A 17644-nucleotide genomic window follows, 5' to 3' on the forward strand; every position below is an offset into this window, starting at 1 on the left:
GGTCCGATAAACGGTTTCAGTCCTATAGCATATTCAATCGTTCAAATACCTTTTCTCTATAAGATACTCCTACAGGAATATACTTTTCATTGATAACTACATTCATATCTTCAAAGTATTCGATCTTGTCATAGTTGATAATATAAGATCGATGCACTCTGCCAAAAGTACTTGCTGGAAGCTTTTTTTCGATTCCTTTCATTGTATGGTGAACGATATGTTTGCCTTTTACAGTATTGAATATGACGTAATCAGCCATCGCTTCAATAAAAAGGATGTTGTCTAGTATGATTTTATAAATTCGAGAGTCTGACTTGACGTATAGCTCATGAAAGCTTTCCGCCTTCTTACGAAGGTTTTCTAGTGTTTCATTGGCCTTGACTGCCGCTTTTAAGAATCTGCCATAGCTAAAGGGTTTGACTAAGTAGTCTGTAACATTCTTTTCAAAAGCCCGAACGGCATACTTTTCTGCAGAAGTGATCATTATTACCTGATAGTCTGCTGTCAATGATTCCATCAATTCAATACCTGACATTTCAGGCATTTCTATGTCAAGGAATATTATATCTACGTCAGGGTTATCTTTTTGAAGAAGGATGTTCGAAGCTTCAATTCCATTAGACATTTCATGTGTCATTTCAAGAAAATCAGTCTTCTCAACATATTTTCGGATCATCAGCCTAGCCAGCTCATCATCATCCACCACCATGCAATTCAGCGCCATAGTTTAAGTAAGATTAAATTGTTCGTTTTGTTAATTTACTTTTTATTTAAAAGTTTAGAAACATATTTACCAATAATATCAAATTCGAGGTTGACAACCTCACCGACCTGAAGCGTTTTGAAACTCGTGTGTTCCATGGTATAAGGGATGATAGTGACCGAAAACTGACCGTCTTGAGAATTGAAACAGGTCAGACTAATGCCATTGATGCAAATAGAGCCCTTTTCAACCGTTACGTTCCCTAAAGAATGATCATACTCGAAGTCAAATAGCCAGCTTCCGTCTCTTTCTTCTTTTCCTGTACATTTTCCTATTTGGTCAACATGACCCTGCACGATATGTCCATCAAAACGACCATTGGCGACCGTGCACCGTTCCAGATTTACAATATCACCCACTTTTAAATCACCCAAATTGGTTTTGAGAAGCGTTTCTTCAACGGCCGTAACCTTATGCCAATGCTCTGCCAATTCTGTTACCGTTAAACATACACCATTATGCGCTACACTTTGATCTACTTTTAGTTCGTGACTGATTTTACTCTGAATAGTAAAGTCAACATTTGTTCCTGACTTGTCAATAGACTGAATAACGCCAATGGTTTCTATAATTCCTGTAAACATGAGTAATAATGATCGTGAAAGAATTTAATGTAAGATTAGCTAAAATATACGGGTGATGGAATGATCAATAATTAATTTATCTCCTATTTTTGATCACTCATGGAATTAAAGGATAGCTACAAACATAAAGGGATGCGAAAATCTCTCGTAAGAAAACTGCGAGAGAAAGGAATAACGAATGAAAGAGTACTTGATGCTATTGGTAAGATTCCAAGACACTGGTTTTTTGATGATATATTCGTTGAACACGCCTATCAGGATAAAGCTTTTCCTATAGCGGAGGGGCAGACCATCTCTCAACCTTATACTGTAGCTTTTCAAACAGATTTATTGGATGTCTCTCCAGGAAAAAAGATTCTGGAAATCGGAACTGGTTCGGGCTATCAAGCTTGTGTGCTTGTGGAAAATGGGGTCGATTTAGTGACCATAGAGTATAAAGAAAAGCTTTCTGTGCTAGCTCAGAAGATGCTGAAGTTTATGGGATACACCCCTAAGTTTATTATAGGCGATGGTTCGTTAGGATGTGATAAATTTGCACCTTACGACGGGATCATAGTGACGGCCGGAGCGCCTACGGTACCTCAAGCACTAGTAGATCAGTTGAAGCCTGGAGGGCATTTGATTATTCCTGTTGGAGATAGAAATACCCAAAGAATGTTGCGTTTGACCAAACAATCGGACGGTAGGATTTCAAAAGAAGAATATAGCAATTTTAGCTTCGTACCTTTATTGGGAGATGATGGCTGGAGAAAATAATAGCGATGCGTAGAAAAAAACAAAAGACTCCATCAGAGTCAGTTGCCATAATGACGGAATTGGTATTGCCTAACGATACCAACACATTAAATAATTTGATGGGAGGTAGACTCTTACATTGGATGGATATTGCAGCGGCGATTGCGGCTCAGAAACATTCAAACCGTATTGTGGTAACTGCTTCTGTAGATAACGTTTCATTTTCTGCTCCAATCAGACTAGGGAATGTGATAACCTTAAATGCTAAAGTTACCCGATCGTTTAATTCTTCTATGGAGGTTTTCATAGATGTGTCTGCCGAAGATATTCCGGGAGGAAAAAAGGTGAGCAGCAATCAGGCTTTTTACACTTTTGTGGCAGTAGATCAGGGAGGGAGCCCAATTGATGTACCAGAAGTAGTACCTGAGACAGAAGAAGAAAAAGAAATGTACGCTGGCGCGTTACGTCGTCGACAACTGCGCTTGGTTTTAGCTAAGAAAATGAAACCAGAAGAAGCTACAGAACTTAAATCCATTTTCATCGATGAGTGAGTCAAATGAGTTTTTGAAATTCCTGATAAATGAGGATATCTATTTGATAGATAACTTGCCGGAAGCTGAAGTGACAATAGAACCTGAAAAGGAGACAGTTGCTAATTCGGAGCCTTCTCCTACAATAGTATCTGAGCCAAAGGTTACTCTATCATCCCCTCAAAAGCCTACCAATGAAATTTTGGTGATATTTGATAACCCCACAGCTAAGGGTTTGCCGACGGGTGACCTAGAGTATTTGGGGAAAATCCTTGGCGCCATTGGCCAATCGACAGAAAAAGTTGACTTTCAGAATGTCGCAGCGACTACACCGAAGCCAACGGGTTACGACTATGTAATTGCATTTACACCGAACCATCAATTGCCTGTAGCGGCTAGTACTCAGCAGTACGTATCTACGAAGCTGGGGGATGGACGGCTTATTGTAGCAGATGCGTTGAACAATATATCAGCATCTACGGATTTGCGAAAAAAGCTATGGAATGTGCTGCAGCAGGTTTTTAAATAAACCCTATCCGAAAATTTCCTTCAACTTTGCTTCGAGCTCGGCCCCTCTGAGATTTTTAGCTACTATAGTTCCGTCAGGGCCAATCAAGTAGGTTGCAGGAATAGAATTGATTTGATACAGTTGTGCTGCTTCCGACTCGAAATACTTTAAATCCGACACTTGAGTCCAAGTAAGCTGATCTTCTTGGATGGCCTTTACCCAGGCTTCTTTAGTACGGTCCAAAGACACTCCCAAAACTTCAAATCCTTTTTCATGATAAGCGTCGTATACTTTGACCACATTAGGGTTCTCCATTCTGCAAGGTCTGCACCAGGCTGCCCAAAAATCAATCATAACATATTTGCCTTTGAAGGAGCTTAGAGAGACAATCTCTCCTTCAGGATTTGGAAGAGATAACTCCGGGGCAGGAGATCCAATGGCCAATTTCCTATAAGCTTCGACTTTCTCTACCAATTCTTGGGTGTAGCTGGAATTGGGTAATTCATTTTTATATTTCTGAGCTAAACTATCAAGAAAGGCAAATTCGCTTTCTTCATCCAAAAATGATGTAGACAGAATCCCAGCGATAGAGCCATCCATCTGGTAAATTGCTGATTTGATTTTACTATCGTTAGTCGCTTTCATTTTCAAGAACCTGCTTCTGATATCTTCTAGCAGTTGCATGTCACCGCTATTTCTTGCATTCATGAATTCTCCATTCAGTGACTGAGATTGCTTTTCAAAGTCTTGTTTCAATGCAGTCAGCTGATAGATGTAGTCCATGTCTTTAGAACCAGTCACCTTGTACCCCCCTCTTGGGTCATTTTCATCTTTCACTAATTGAATATTAGTTTGGTCAAGAATCATATTCGTCACATGCCTATTGTAGAAGTTGAATCGGTAGAAGCCGGGCTCAGAGACCTTAATTGTTCGATTGTAAGCTCCGCTAGGATCTAACTGAAATGAATCAACTACTGTCAATTCATTGTTCATGATCAATTCAATTTTAACTAATTGATCTTCCAACGGATTTTCATAAGTTCCAGAAATGGTCACACCTTCCTTTTCAGTGCATGCGGCCATTAAAAGAACCAACACAAATACAAAACCTAAATTTTTTCTCATCATCTTATTTTAATGTTCTCAACAATTGGTGTCAACGAAATAGTTCTTTTGTTGTTTATTTTTCTAAAAGTTCAGCAATCAATTTGTTCGCTTCTTTAGGATTGGCTTTACCCTGTGACTTTTTCATCACTTCCCCTACAAACAAACCTAACAATCCTTTTTTACCTTTTTTGTAGGCTACTGCTTTGTCTGGCATACTTGCTATTACTTCCTCAATGGTTCGTATGAGTTCGTCTTGATCATCGCTTTGCAGCAGCTCTAGCTTTTGAGCTGTTTCTAATGCCGTTTGATTTGGAGATTGAATCAATGCCGGCAACAATCGGGTAGAGGCCATTGAAAAATTGAGTTTATCGGCGGCCACCAATTCAATCAATTCTGCAAGCAAACTTGGTTGAATGGGAAATTCTACGATTTCGATGTTAGCCTCATTTAGCGCACTCTTAATCGGCCCAATCATCCAATTGGCGATACGCTTGTAGCGCTTCGTAACTTTAGCCGTGGCATAAAAATAATCTGACAACTCCTTTTGATCCGCAATGATCTCAGCATCATAGAGGCTCAGTTCAAAGTTCTCTTGCAAGTCGGATAATACCTCATGGGGTAGCTTGGGTAGGGTGGACTTTACGTGAGAAATCCACTCCTCACTTACCTGTATAGGTAGTAAGTCAGGGCATGGGAAGTAGCGGTAGTCATTAGCTTCTTCTTTGGTCCTTTGACCGGTGGTTTCACCCGTTTCATCGTTAAAACCACGAGTTTCCTGAAGTACAGTTTGACCGGCATCCAACAACGCTGATTGTCTTTCTATCTCATGATTGATAGCACGCTGCACATTTCGAATGGAGTTCATGTTTTTGATCTCCACTCTTTTGCCCAGTTGTTCTGACCCTTTGGGTTTGAGGGAAATATTGGCATCACATCGTAAGGAACCTTGCTCCATATTGCCGTCACCGACGTTGATGTATCGGACAATCTTACGGATCTCGGTCAGGAGATTCCCAGCCTCTTCAGCTGAGTTGATGACTGGCTCAGTTACCATTTCGATCAGAGGCGTACCTGCTCTATTGTAATCAAGCAAAGACCCTTCATGCTCAGCGTCATGAGAAGATTTACCTGCGTCTTCTTCTATATGAATTCTATTGAAATTGACACGTTTGATGCTGTTACCACTTTTTACATCAATATACCCACCTCTACAGATCGGGTGTTGATCCTGCGTGGTTTGATAGCCTTTCGGTAAATCTGGGTAGAAATAATTTTTACGATCGAAGGTGGTGTATGCAGCAATGTCACAGTTGATCGCCAAACCCATTTTGATGGCATGGCTAATGACGGATTTGTTTGGTTTGGGCAAAGTGCCCGGGTGAGCCAACGTGATAGGACTCACATTGCTATTGGGAGCATCGCCAAAACTGTTCTTGTCCGATGCAAACAGCTTGCTTTCCGTGTTCAACTGCACATGAATCTCCAGTCCTACAACCAGATCGTATTTTTCTAATATGTTTTTCAAAACCTATTTAATGATTCGTTTTTTCATCGATTAGTGCTTTGGCCTTAGTCACTACGTTCGGCAAACCACTGATGTCTTTGCCACCAGCAGTTGCATAAAACGGTTGACCACCGCCGCCGCCTTTGATTTCCTTTGCCAGTTCCTTAATCAAGTTGCCAGCATGAAGATCGAGTGATTTTACCAGCTCTTCAGAAATCATAATTGAAATTTGTGGTTTGCCAGCGATATCCGCTGCCACTATCATTATCAGGTTATCTACTTCGTTTTTGAGCTCGAAGGACAGCTTTTTCAACCCCTCGGCATCCGGTAATTGTGCTTCTGAGATCAAAACATTATATCCATTGACAGACTGAATGGCATTTTGAAGTACCCCTTTTTGAGCGCCCGCTTTTTCAGCGTTGATTGACTCAATGGTCTTAGAAAGCTCCTGCTTTTCCTTAACCAAGGCCTCAATGGCTTTTAATGTGTCTTTTGGATTATTCAGCAGCTCGTTGACTTGAGCTACCAACTCATTTTGTTTGTTGTAATATTCTTCTGCTTTGTCCGCAGTAATAGCTTCTATTCTACGTACGCCAGCAGCTACTGACCCCTCAGATACGATTTTGAGTAAACCAATGGTGCCTGTAGCAGGCACATGTGTACCCCCACAAAGTTCTACTGAGTAGTCCTTGTCGAAGGTGATGACACGTACAAAGTCGCCATACTTTTCACCAAAAAGCGCCATAGCACCCATTTCTTGGGCTTGGCCAATCGGTACATTTCTTTTTTCGTCAAGCGGAATGTTTTCACGAATCTTTTGGTTCACTATTTTCTCGACTTGAGCGATTTCTTCATCTGTCATCTTGGAGAAGTGTGAAAAGTCGAATCGTAGAACTTTTTCATTTACTAAAGAACCTTTTTGCTGCACATGTGTACCCAATACTTGGCGCAAGGCAGCATGGAGTAGGTGAGTGCCAGAGTGATTATTTTCCGTAAGTTTTCTTTTCTTACTATTTACAACCGCATCGAACTCAGCCTCCAAGTTCTGTGGTAGTTCGGTTGAGAAGTGAACGATAAGGTTGTTTTCTTTTTTGGTGTTGACTATGCTTATTTTCTTGTCACCATCAGCGATATATCCTGTGTCGCCTACTTGTCCGCCGCTCTCAGCATAGAAAGGGGTCTGGTCTAAAACTATCTTGAAAAGTTTTTTTCCTTTTTCTTCTACTTCCTGATATTTTACAATGTTCGCCTTGGAAGTCAATGACTCATAGCCCAAAAATTGAACCTCTTCTATGGGCTTTAGTTCTACCCAGTCACCAGCTGAAGTTTCAGCATCCTTCTTGGATCGGTTTTTCTGAACCGCCATCTCTTTATTAAAGCCTTCTTCGTCTACACTTAGGCCGTTTTCACGAGCGATAAGCGAAGTCAAGTCAAATGGGAAACCATAGGTGTCATACAATTCAAAGACAGTTTTTCCATCAATGATTTTACTACCATTTTTTACCTCATTGGTGATCACATCCAATTTAGAAAGCCCTTTGTCTAAGGTTCTCAAGAAGGAAGATTCTTCTTCTTTGATCACTTTGCCAATGAAATCTTTCTGAGCGATCAGCTCAGGGAATACACCATCAAATTGCTCTGCCAATAAAGGAACCAATGAATGGATGAATGGCTCTTTAAAGTTCAAGAAAGTATAACCATAGCGTACTGCTCTTCTCAATATTCGACGAATGACATAACCGGCTTTGTTGTTAGACGGTAATTGTCCATCAGCAATAGCAAATGAGATGGCTCTAACATGGTCAGAGATTACACGAAGTGCTATATCTGTTTTCTCATCATTTCCATATTTCACCTGCGCCTGATCAGCAATGAAGTTGATCAAAGGAGTAAACACGTCGGTGTCATAGTTGGACTTTTTGCCTTGGATGGCCATGGCTAGTCGTTCGAAGCCCATACCGGTATCTACATGCTGTGCAGGTAGTGATTTTAAAGACCCATCAGCCAGACGGTTGAATTGCATGAAAACTAAGTTCCAAACTTCCACCACTTGTGGATGATCCATATTGACCAAGTCTTTACCGGGAACTTTAGCCACCTCTTCATCGGATCGCAAGTCGATATGAATCTCAGAACAGGGTCCGCACGGTCCTGTATCCCCCATTTCCCAAAAGTTGTCTTTTTTAGACCCATTGATGATGCGATCTTCTGGAATAATGGCCTTCCAGTAATCATAAGCTTCTTGATCCAAGGCTAGTCCGTCAGCTTCATCTCCTCCAAAGACAGAAGCATACATTCTGTCCTCAGGAAGGTTAAATTCTTTAGTGAGCAACTCCCATGCCCAGGCAATGGCTTCTTTTTTGAAGTAGTCCCCAAATGACCAGTTTCCCAACATTTCAAACATTGTGTGGTGGTAGGTATCCATACCCACCTCTTCCAGATCATTGTGCTTTCCTGAGACTCTGAGGCATTTTTGCGTGTCCGTTATTCGATTAGAGGAAGGTTCAGAGTTTCCTAGAAAGAAGTCTTTGAACTGGTTCATGCCAGCATTAGTAAACATCAACGTAGGGTCATTTTGTACCACCATAGGGGCTGACGCCACTATTTCGTGCTGTTTTTTCTTAAAGAACTCTAAAAACCGTTTTCTTATTTCTTTCGATTCCATCTAATCTATTGATATTCAATCGTTTAAAATTGAATTTATTTGTTATTTAAAAAATTGTATTAAATTGCGAGCAGAATTGTAATGCTAACAAGCCGTAAAAATAGAAATATTAGCAACCACCCGAAAAACGAAGCACAAAGTTAGGATATTCTGATTTAATATGGCTAGAATAAAATACTATTACGATACCGAATCTTGTAAGTACGAACGTGTTAAAGTTTCTACTTGGGATATTGTTCTCAACTCACTAGGGTTTCTTTCTTTTTCTTTGATTTTGGCTGTAGGAATTTTCTATACCTATAATCTTTATTTTCAATCTCCAGTAGAGGCGAGGTTGGAAAAGGAAAATGAAGAATTGAAGTACTATTATGAGTTACTTCAAGGCGAAATGACGGAAGCTTCTGATATGCTGTCTTCGCTTCAAGAACGAGATGATAATGTCTATAGAGTGATTTTTGAAGCTGAGCCGATTCCTGCCTCTATCCGAGATGCAGGGGTAGGGGGAACCAATCGATATAGAGAGATTACCAATAAGAACTTAGAAAGAGAGGGTTTGATAATTGATATTCATCAAACCTTGGATAAGCTGAAGAAACAGATGTATATCCAAACCAAATCTTATGATGAACTCTTGGATATGGCCGCTAATAAAGAAAAATTCTTTGCAGCTATGCCTGCCATTCAACCCGTTTCGAATAAAGAATTGAAAAGATTGTCTTCGGGATACGGAGTGCGTATTGACCCTATATTAAAGACAAAGAAAATGCACCATGGAGTTGATTTTAGTGCGCCTAAAGGAACCCCAATATATGCAACTGGAGATGGTACTGTAAAAATGGTTCGTTCAAGTTTAGGTGGCTACGGGCGTCAGGTAGAAATAGATCACGGCTACGGATATGTAACCAAATATGCTCACATGGAAATGTACAATGTAAAAAAAGGGCAAAAAGTAAAAAGAGGAGAGTGTATAGGTTATGTGGGCAACTCTGGAAAGTCCACCGCACCGCACTTGCATTACGAAGTACATAAAGACAATAAGAGAATTAATCCTGTTCATTATTTTTACCAGGATTTGAATTCCTCTGAATACGAAGAAATATTGAGATTAGCCTCAATAGAAAACCAAGCACTAGGATCTTATTAATCATTGGAAGCAAGAACTTCAAAACCTGACCAATTAGTCAGGTTTTTTTGTGTCTGTGCATGTAATGTGGAAAACTTCTGACTCTCTTATGAGGACGAAGTCAAGTGTCAATTCTAATTTTGAATGATGCTTAGAAATCTGTTCTACATTTTTTCATTTGCACTACTAATCGTAGCATGTAAATCACAAAAGGTAGTGCCATCACTTCCGGTGGATGCTGACGTGCAGGCTGTGGACTCTGTGCTTCTTGAACCTGAATATTGGGTGACAGCGGATTTAGATACTCTTTATTCCTTGGATGAAGAAGTAGAGATAGCAATTACTCGAGTTATTAAAGATACGCTCACTCTTATAGGAGTAGGAGATATTATGATGGGAACCAATTTTCCTTCAGAAAGTTATTTGCCGGGAAATGACGGGAGAGACTTATGGGTTGAAGTTTCGGATACGTTGAGTCAGGCTGATGTAACATTTGGTAATCTAGAGGGAGTGATTTTGAATGATGGTGGCGACCAAAAAAAATGCAGAAACCCTAAGGTGTGCTATTTGTTTAGATCGCCTGAATCTTACTTGACCAACCTCTTAGATGCAGGTTTTGATGTGGTGAGTTTGGCTAATAATCATGCTGGTGATTTTGGTCAGCCTGGACGTGAGAATACAATGAAATCTTTAGACTCTCTTGGGATTAATTATGCTGGTTTGTTGACTGCGCCAACAACTATTTTCATGATTGATGGGATGCGCTATGGGATGGTGGCTTTTTCTCCAAACATAGGGACCGTAAGCATTCATAATGAAAAGAGAGCCATTGAACTGGTGGAGCAGTTGGATTCACTGGTAGATGTGGTCATTGTATCATTTCATGCAGGAGCAGAAGGCTCCAAACATGAGCATGTAACCCGAAAAACCGAAATGTTTTATGGAGAAAATAGAGGAAACGTTTACGAGTTTGCCCATATGCTGATTGATCATGGTGCAGATGTGATATTTGGTCATGGGCCGCATGTGTCTCGAGCTATAGAGGTGTATAATGAACGATTTATAACCTACAGTATGGGAAACTTTTGCACCTATGGAAGGTTTAATTTAAGAGGAGTGAATGGTATAGCACCAATTGTGAAAATAGAAACTAATTCGGAAGGAAAGTTTCTTCAAGGTCAGCTGATTCCTATCTATCAACCGGGAGCAGGAGGGCCGAAAATTGACTCCAAAAAACGAGTGATTTCAAAGATCAGGGAGCTCACCAAAAAAGATTTTCCCGAAAGTAATTTATTGATTGACGATTCAGGTTTTATTACCTATCTTAACCGCTAGAACCGTGCCCTACAAAGAAAAGGAAATAACGAAACGATATTACACCATTGGCGAAGTGGCCGATGATTTAGGTGTAGCTACTTCACTCATTCGCTTTTGGGAAACGGAATTTGATATAATCAATCCGAAGAAGAACCGCAAAGGTAACAGACAGTTTACTCCAGAAGATATCAAGAAAATAAAGATGATTTATCATCTTGTAAAAGAGAAAGGGTATACCCTTCATGGGGCAAGAGATTTTATAAAAAACGATGCCAACGCAGCTATGGAGAAGATTGATATGATTCAATCGCTTAAAAGTATTCGCGGGTTTCTTGCCGAACTACGCGACAGCATTCAGAGAAGTTAATTGACTAAATTTTGTTGAATTCTTAATTTTTTCATTCTATGAATGAAAACGAAAATTGCTATGTCTTGGCGTTGAAACTAACGCCAGGTATAGGTGATGTTTTAGCTAAACAATTGATCAGCTATTGTGGGTCAGCATCTGCTATTTTTAAAGAAAAGAAAGGAGCGTTACTCAAGATTCCTAGTATTGGGGAGAAGACTTTGAAGGCCTTGACTTCGTCCAGCTATCTTAAAGAAGCCGAAGGTATATTGGCCAATTGCGAAAAATATCAAGTTTCAGCAATTCCTTATTATCATGCCGATTTTCCAGAGAGGTTGAAGTCTGTAAATGATGCGCCACTCCTGATCTATACCAAAGGAAAAACAAGTTTCAAAAACTCAAAAACAATTGGAGTAGTAGGAACTCGAAATGCCACGAATTATGGTAAACAAATCACAGAGAAAATAGTTGAGGAGTTGAAGACTCATGAGGCGGTTGTTGTGAGTGGACTGGCTTATGGTATTGATATAGCGGCACACCGCGCGGCACTCAAGCATAATTTACCAACAGTTGCTGTTTTGGCTGGAGGGTTGGATAAAATTTATCCTTCAATTCATGAAAAAAGTGCACAAGAAATGTTGAAAAATGACGGCGGTTGGATCAGTGAATACCCACCGGGCACAAAACCAGAAGCTCATAACTTTCCTTCTAGAAACAGGATTATTGCAGGAATGGCAGAGGCACTTATTGTGGTGGAAGCAGCTAATAAGGGAGGTGCTTTGATTACAGCCAATATTGCTTATTCCTATAATCGTGAGGTGTTTGCGGTGCCTGGTGACCTTGATAATAAGTACTCAGAAGGTTGTAATGCTTTAATACGTTCGCAAAGGGCAAATATCTATACTGGATTAAAAGATTTGGAATATTTGCTAGGGTGGGAGAAGGGTGAATCTAAGCCTGTAAAGCAAATGATTGATTTAAGTAGCTATGGAGAATCGGAGCGCAAAATCATGTCTGTGCTTGAAGAATTTAAAACAGGGTTACATCTGGATGAATTGAGTTGGAAAACCCAAATCAACGTGAATGAAACAGTAAGTCACCTGTTGACTTTAGAATTTGACGGATTAGTTAAGTCGTTGCCTGGGAAGCGGTATGTCAGGGTCTAGTACCTTTTATCTTCCCAAAAACACTTCAGGAGCCATATTTAGCGCATGCTGAAATACTTTTTTATCGTACTCGATGTCAATGCTGTGTTGCTCGAAGTAATTGAGTATAGTTTCAGTAGCAATGTTACCTACTAATTTGTCCTTAGCCATTGGGCAACCTCCGAAGCCATTGATGGCTCCATCGAATCTGCGACAACCTGCCTTGTATGCGGCATCAATTTTCTCAGTAGCAGTATCCAAGTCAGAATGAAGGTGAACACCAAATTCAATCCCTCCAAATTCTTCTGTAATACCCTTAAACAATGTGGTAATGTTTTTAGGGTTTGAAACGCCAATGGTATCTGCAAGCGAAACGATTTTTATATCCATTTCTTTCAACTTGGAAATAAATTCTGAGACATAGGGCATCTCATATGGGTCTCCATACGGATTCCCAAAACCCATAGATAAATAGGTAACTAAGGTCTTATTATGATCATGGCAGAGATCTTGAATAATATTAAGTTGTTCAAAAGCTTCCGCAATACTTTTATTGGTGTTTCTCTGCTGAAAAGTCTCAGATAAAGAAAGTGGAAATCCTAAGTAGTCTATTTGACTGTGTTCACAGGCATCATGGGCTCCTCTGGTATTTGCAACAATCGCTAGCAGTTTAGATTTGGAATGTTCTAAATCTAAATGGGCTAAAACTTCAGCAGTGTCTTTTAATTGAGGGATAGCCTTAGGCGAAACAAAACTTCCAAAATCAATCGTATCGAATCCTACTTTAAGTAATTCATTAATGTACTTCACCTTGAGTTCAGTGGGTACAAATTCATGCAATCCTTGCATGGCGTCTCTAGGGCATTCGATTATTTTCATAGGAAACATGGTCAAGAGACATTTCGGTGGTCAATGTCTAATGCAAGTTTAACATACTTTTTGAAATATGTCCAAACAGTATTGATTTCAGGTTATGTACTTGTAAATAGTCATTTTACTCTAAATAATAGTAAGATTGAAGAATAAAATTCTGAATTGGTCTCTTTGGTTGAAATAATGATAGGTTTTTTGAGATTTTGATTATCTTTTAAAGTTGTACGATTTTAAGTTTAAGGCAAATACCTGACTCTTGAAATCTAATTTTTACGTGCATATTCAATGCTTTTTCAACCATGCAGCAGCTCAAAATTGTACCTAAAATATTTATATGCCTTTTTCTGATGAGTTCGTCTGTAGTACGAGCGCAAATGGATCTTTCATGGGAAGAAATTAAAGAGCCAAATGGCTTGCTGTCAAATTATACCTATAGTTTGGAGTCTACCCTAGAGGGATTCCTCTGGATTGGAACCGAAAATGGTATTTCTGTATTTGACGGGTTTAGAACTAGAGATTTATTTGACGAGGCAGATACCGTTAAGTTCAATATACCCACTTACTATCTGAAACGGGCTAAAGACCATATGTGGATGTCCACTCGGTCAGGTATTCATATTTATGACTTAGTACAAAACAAGTTTTTAGATGTGAAGATAGGAGAGCCAAGAACAACAGAGGATATCTATTTTTTGAGTGATACCAAAGTGTTAGTCTCTTATTATTTGGGGTTTTATGAAATAGACCTAGATTCTGATGGCTTACCAATAAACATTATAGATCACCCTCTCACTGATCTGTTGGATACAGGCGGAGCAATTGTTAATGAATTTTTCCTGGACAGTAAAAATCAACTGTATATTTCTGTAGCTGGTCACGGGGTACTCTATGGTAATATTAAAAATCTAAGCAGTTGGAGTTCTTTTTCATTAGTAAATGGCTATACCGGATCAAAATCATACGCTTTCAAACAGTGTATTGCCATTGCCGAAACTGATAGCAATAGAATATTACTTACCTATATCAATGAAGGAGTTTTTGAGTTAAATTCTGAGTCTGGTGAAATGAGTCCATTTGAGACGTTGTCAATATTGGATGCTGGATTTACTCCAGTTGTATCTGCTAGTTTGAATAATGATTACCTCATAATAGCGCAATATGGAGAAGGTTTAGTTTGCGGTGAAGTGGATAGTTTTGGATCCTCCAAAACATCTTACAGTTTTAGCTCATTGCCAGATTTCAATCCTTTGGATAATCAAGTTACCTCAATCAAAGTGTTTGGTAATTTTGTATGGATAAGCACGCTTGGCGACGGAGTTAAACATGGTCAACTGAGTGGAACTGTGATTAGGTTATTTTCTTTGGAAGACTACGTAGATAAGAATAGCTCCATTTATTCAGTAAAAGCTGATGACGATGATCAACTTTGGGTAGCAACGAATGGAGACGGAGTATTGAAAGTCAAAGTTGATGAATCAGACTTTGTTGATATATCTCAATTTAATACTAAAAACAATCTCTTAGGTCTTCCAACAGATTCAATTAATGAAATTCATTTAGCTAAGGATGGTTCATTATGGATAGCTACTAGTCAAGGTGTAGTCAACTACTCTGACTTACATGAAGTAAGTCGAAAACTAGATCGAAAGTTGGTAGTGCCACCTCGAAGACATTGGAGAAATACATCGGACTCCTCTTCTATCTCTTCCAATATGATTCATGATTTATTTGAAGATGTTGATGGAAATATATTTATGACCAGTCTTTCCGGTATGAATATCATCAACACTGATGGAAAGGTGCTGAGTCATAGAAATCACAATGAGATTCCTTATTTAAAAGAAAATAGACCAATCTATTTTGGCGAATTTTTATCTGATAGCTCAATCATAATGAATGGACCTTGGATAAATGCAATCTATCAAAGAAATGAATTGATGAACTACAATGAAATTTTCCCCCTCGAAAAATCATTGTACGTACAGCATCTTGCTCATGGAGAGAGGTATGACTGGATAGGGACTACTAGAGGACTGTTCAAGTATGACCCTAAGGATGGGAGAGTGGTTGAGTTTGAAGGTCAGGAGTTTTATAGATCTTTTAAATTGAATGCTGTAAGTGTAAGTAATGATGTGGTTTGGATGGGAACCAACCATGGTTTGTATTCATACGATATCAAGAATCACAAGGTCGAAAGTTTCCCGATATCCACGGGAACTGGTAGCCCCTATTACAATTTAGGTAGTGTTACGAAAAACAGTAAAGGTCAATTGTTTTTTGGTACAAGCAAAGGAATTGTCATGGTCGACCCAGGACACTCTGGAGTGAATAATACGAGTTGTTTGAATAATTGCCAACTTACCGTTTCCGGTGCCTATTTGAATCAGAAAAGGATAGAATTGTCCTCATTTAAAGAGAAAGAGAGGTTGAGTTTTGATAAAGTGCAAATAGGAAAGGGTGATTTACTCGAGTTAGAGTTAGGTTTTCCCATTTATCATATGCATGAAGATTTGAAGATAGAGTACACTTTGGATGGTCAACAGTGGTTAAAGACAACCGGGCAATCTCCCAATGTGGTGCTTTATCAGCTTTCACCAGATTTTTACGAACTGAAGGTCAAAGCTACTTCTCGAGCAGGTAAATCAATATCCTCTATCATAATCCCTATAGATGTACTTCGGCCGTGGTATGCCAGATGGTGGGCTTATTTGATCTATATTTTGATTCTAGGGTTGATGGTATATGTGCTAATAAAGATTAAAATCAACCGAATGAGAGAAATTCAACACTGGGAGCTGGAACACGCAGATTTAAGGCAGCGACAGGAAGTGAATGATCTGAAGTTCGAGTTCATTTCCAACATCTCCCATGAATTACGCACGCCGTTGACACTTTTGCTCAATGAGATATCTGGGGTGGAAAATCAGGTGGTATCAGGAGATGCCATGAAAAAAATACAAAGCCACGCTCAAAGATTAAAGCGTTTGGCCAACGAAATGCTTGATCTAAAAGGGGTAGGAGACAAAGAACTCAAGTTGACAGTAGGAGAATATGATGTAGTGTCGTTTGTAAAGGATAGGCTGGACTTGTTTCAAGAAATGGCTTCAAGACGCGAAATCACCCTTTCACTTGAGAGTCAAAAACCCAAATTATTCTTGTGGTTCAATCCACACCAATTTGAGAAGGTTGTAGTCAATCTGCTTTCTAATGCCATCAAATTCACTTCTTCTGGTGGAGGCGTTCAGATAAAACTTTCAGTGAATAAAGGGCAGTTTGATCATGCGAAGCTGAACGGAGACGTTGACTTTGTGAAAATAGAAGTATCAGACTCAGGCTGTGGTATTGCCGAAGAAGCCATGGCTAAACTGTTTTTTAGTGATTATTCTGCTCCACCAGTGGAGGACGAAACGTTTGATAGTGCAGGTATTGGATTGTATTTGTGTAAAAAGATAGTTACCCTCCATTACGGTGATATCTCAGTAGAAAGCGAATTAACCAAGGGTACCACTTTTGTTGTAAGAATGCCAATGGGTCATTTTCATTATGCTGATGAGCAACTTGAGAGGATTAAATCAGAAATGACACCCTCAGCATTGTACATGATGAAGCCACCGATTATACCTAAAACATCGTCAAAGAAAGTGCCTGTGATTTTGACGGTAGAGGATAATTTGGAAATCATTGAGATCTATAAGAAAATATTTGCTAAAAATTATAGACATCATATTGCTAAAAATGGTATCGAAGGAATTGAACAGGCCAAAACATTAACTCCTGATATCATCATTACTGATTTGTCTATGCCAGGAAAGAGTGGAATGGCTTTGATTCATGCCATTAGAAACGATGAGTTTTTGAGCCATATTCCTATAATAGTTCTGACTTCATTTGCATCAGATGAACAAAGAATTAAAATACTGAATCAGGGAGCTGATGCATTTATCACCAAACCATTCGATGCCGAGGTGTTGAATGCTCGGGTTCAAAACCTATTGTCTTTACGCTTACAGTTGAAAGAAATGTTTTCGGATAAGGCAGTCAGTTTTGGTGACCTGGTTAAGCAATCACCAGATTCTGATTTGTTGAAGCGAATCATTTCTGTGGTAGAGAAGCATATGACAGATCCGGATTTTGATGTGGGGATGTTGGCTGATCAGTTGAAAATGAGTAGATCTCTTCTTTATCTTAAACTATCTAACCTAACCAATTATTCACCCAAGGAGTTTATCCATATCATGCGTGTACGCAAAGGAGCCAAGTTGTTAAAGTCAGGAACTTTTCGGGTAAAAGAAGTGGCCTATTACGTAGGCTATAATTCCCAAAAGAATTTTAGGAAGTATTTCAAAAATTACCATGGAGTAGCACCATCAGATTATGCTCGCCAACAAGTTTGATTGGACGTTTAGTACCCTTTTGAACAAAACAACCCCTTCTTAAACAAAAT

General features: G+C 39.3%; 14 protein-coding genes. 8 read left to right on the forward strand and 6 right to left on the reverse strand.

Annotated features, from left to right (window positions below; genetic code table 11):
• Positions 1 to 22: 22 nt before the first annotated feature.
• Together ACO6S2_RS09425 and ACO6S2_RS09430 are read right to left on the reverse strand one after the other, a co-directional pair.
• Positions 23 to 724, reverse strand: a complete 702-nt coding sequence (locus ACO6S2_RS09425; protein WP_420579756.1) for a LytR/AlgR family response regulator transcription factor — start codon at positions 722 to 724, stop codon at positions 23 to 25.
• Positions 725 to 759: 35 nt separating this feature from the next.
• A complete protein-coding gene (locus ACO6S2_RS09430; protein WP_422362250.1) occupies positions 760 to 1347 on the reverse strand; it encodes a riboflavin synthase in 588 nt (195 codons plus the stop codon).
• A gap of 132 nt (positions 1348 to 1479) precedes the next feature.
• On the opposite strand from ACO6S2_RS09430, the gene ACO6S2_RS09435 reads away from it, so the two are divergent.
• The 3 genes from ACO6S2_RS09435 to ACO6S2_RS09445 are packed head-to-tail and all read left to right on the forward strand — an operon-like array spanning position 1480 to position 3141.
• Positions 1480 to 2103: a protein-L-isoaspartate(D-aspartate) O-methyltransferase gene (locus ACO6S2_RS09435; protein ID WP_422362251.1), complete on the forward strand. Its 624-nt coding sequence runs from the start codon at positions 1480 to 1482 to the stop codon at positions 2101 to 2103.
• A 5-nt stretch (positions 2104 to 2108) separates the two neighbouring features.
• On the forward strand, positions 2109 to 2633 hold the full coding sequence (locus ACO6S2_RS09440) for an acyl-CoA thioesterase (protein ID WP_422362252.1): 525 nt from the start codon (positions 2109 to 2111) through the stop codon (positions 2631 to 2633).
• A complete protein-coding gene (locus ACO6S2_RS09445) occupies positions 2626 to 3141 on the forward strand; it encodes a hypothetical protein (RefSeq protein WP_422362253.1) in 516 nt (171 codons plus the stop codon). The genes ACO6S2_RS09440 and ACO6S2_RS09445 overlap by 8 nt, the downstream gene beginning before the upstream one ends.
• Before the next feature lie 3 nt (positions 3142 to 3144).
• On the opposite strand, the gene ACO6S2_RS09450 is transcribed toward ACO6S2_RS09445, so the two are convergent.
• Genes ACO6S2_RS09450 through alaS form a run of 3 tightly spaced genes read right to left on the reverse strand, consistent with a single transcriptional unit; the run spans position 3145 to position 8396 of the window.
• Positions 3145 to 4248, reverse strand: coding sequence for a peroxiredoxin family protein (locus ACO6S2_RS09450; RefSeq protein ID WP_422362254.1), 1104 nt, complete (start codon positions 4246 to 4248; stop codon positions 3145 to 3147).
• Positions 4249 to 4300: 52 nt separating this feature from the next.
• Complete coding sequence (gene gatB, locus ACO6S2_RS09455) at positions 4301 to 5752, reverse strand: Asp-tRNA(Asn)/Glu-tRNA(Gln) amidotransferase subunit GatB (protein WP_422362255.1); 1452 nt, start codon at positions 5750 to 5752, stop codon at positions 4301 to 4303.
• A 7-nt stretch (positions 5753 to 5759) separates the two neighbouring features.
• On the reverse strand, positions 5760 to 8396 hold the full coding sequence (alaS, locus tag ACO6S2_RS09460) for an alanine--tRNA ligase (protein WP_422362256.1): 2637 nt from the start codon (positions 8394 to 8396) through the stop codon (positions 5760 to 5762).
• A gap of 160 nt (positions 8397 to 8556) precedes the next feature.
• Here alaS and ACO6S2_RS09465 point away from each other — a divergent pair, with 160 nt between their 5' ends.
• The 4 genes from ACO6S2_RS09465 (at position 8557) to dprA (ending at position 12348) form a co-directional block, all read left to right on the forward strand.
• On the forward strand, positions 8557 to 9540 hold the full coding sequence (locus ACO6S2_RS09465) for a M23 family metallopeptidase (RefSeq protein WP_422362257.1): 984 nt from the start codon (positions 8557 to 8559) through the stop codon (positions 9538 to 9540).
• 123 nt (positions 9541 to 9663) lie between these two features.
• Complete coding sequence (locus ACO6S2_RS09470) at positions 9664 to 10854, forward strand: CapA family protein (protein ID WP_422362258.1); 1191 nt, start codon at positions 9664 to 9666, stop codon at positions 10852 to 10854.
• Between the two features lie 4 nt (positions 10855 to 10858).
• Positions 10859 to 11203, forward strand: a complete 345-nt coding sequence (locus tag ACO6S2_RS09475; protein WP_422362259.1) for a MerR family transcriptional regulator — start codon at positions 10859 to 10861, stop codon at positions 11201 to 11203.
• Between the two features lie 38 nt (positions 11204 to 11241).
• Positions 11242 to 12348 carry a DNA-processing protein DprA gene (gene dprA / locus ACO6S2_RS09480; RefSeq protein WP_422362260.1) on the forward strand — a complete coding sequence of 369 codons (1107 nt, stop codon included), beginning with the start codon at positions 11242 to 11244 and terminating at the stop codon, positions 12346 to 12348.
• A 6-nt stretch (positions 12349 to 12354) separates the two neighbouring features.
• On the opposite strand, the gene ACO6S2_RS09485 is transcribed toward dprA, so the two are convergent.
• Complete coding sequence (locus ACO6S2_RS09485) at positions 12355 to 13206, reverse strand: hydroxymethylglutaryl-CoA lyase (RefSeq protein WP_422362261.1); 852 nt, start codon at positions 13204 to 13206, stop codon at positions 12355 to 12357.
• Between the two features lie 293 nt (positions 13207 to 13499).
• Here ACO6S2_RS09485 and ACO6S2_RS09490 point away from each other — a divergent pair, with 293 nt between their 5' ends.
• Positions 13500 to 17594, forward strand: coding sequence for a response regulator (locus tag ACO6S2_RS09490; protein WP_422362262.1), 4095 nt, complete (start codon positions 13500 to 13502; stop codon positions 17592 to 17594).
• The last annotated feature ends 50 nt before the right edge of the window (positions 17595 to 17644 follow it).

The sequence above is a fragment of the Reichenbachiella sp. genome, assembly GCF_965233835.1.
GTDB lineage: Bacteria > Bacteroidota > Bacteroidia > Cytophagales > Cyclobacteriaceae > Reichenbachiella.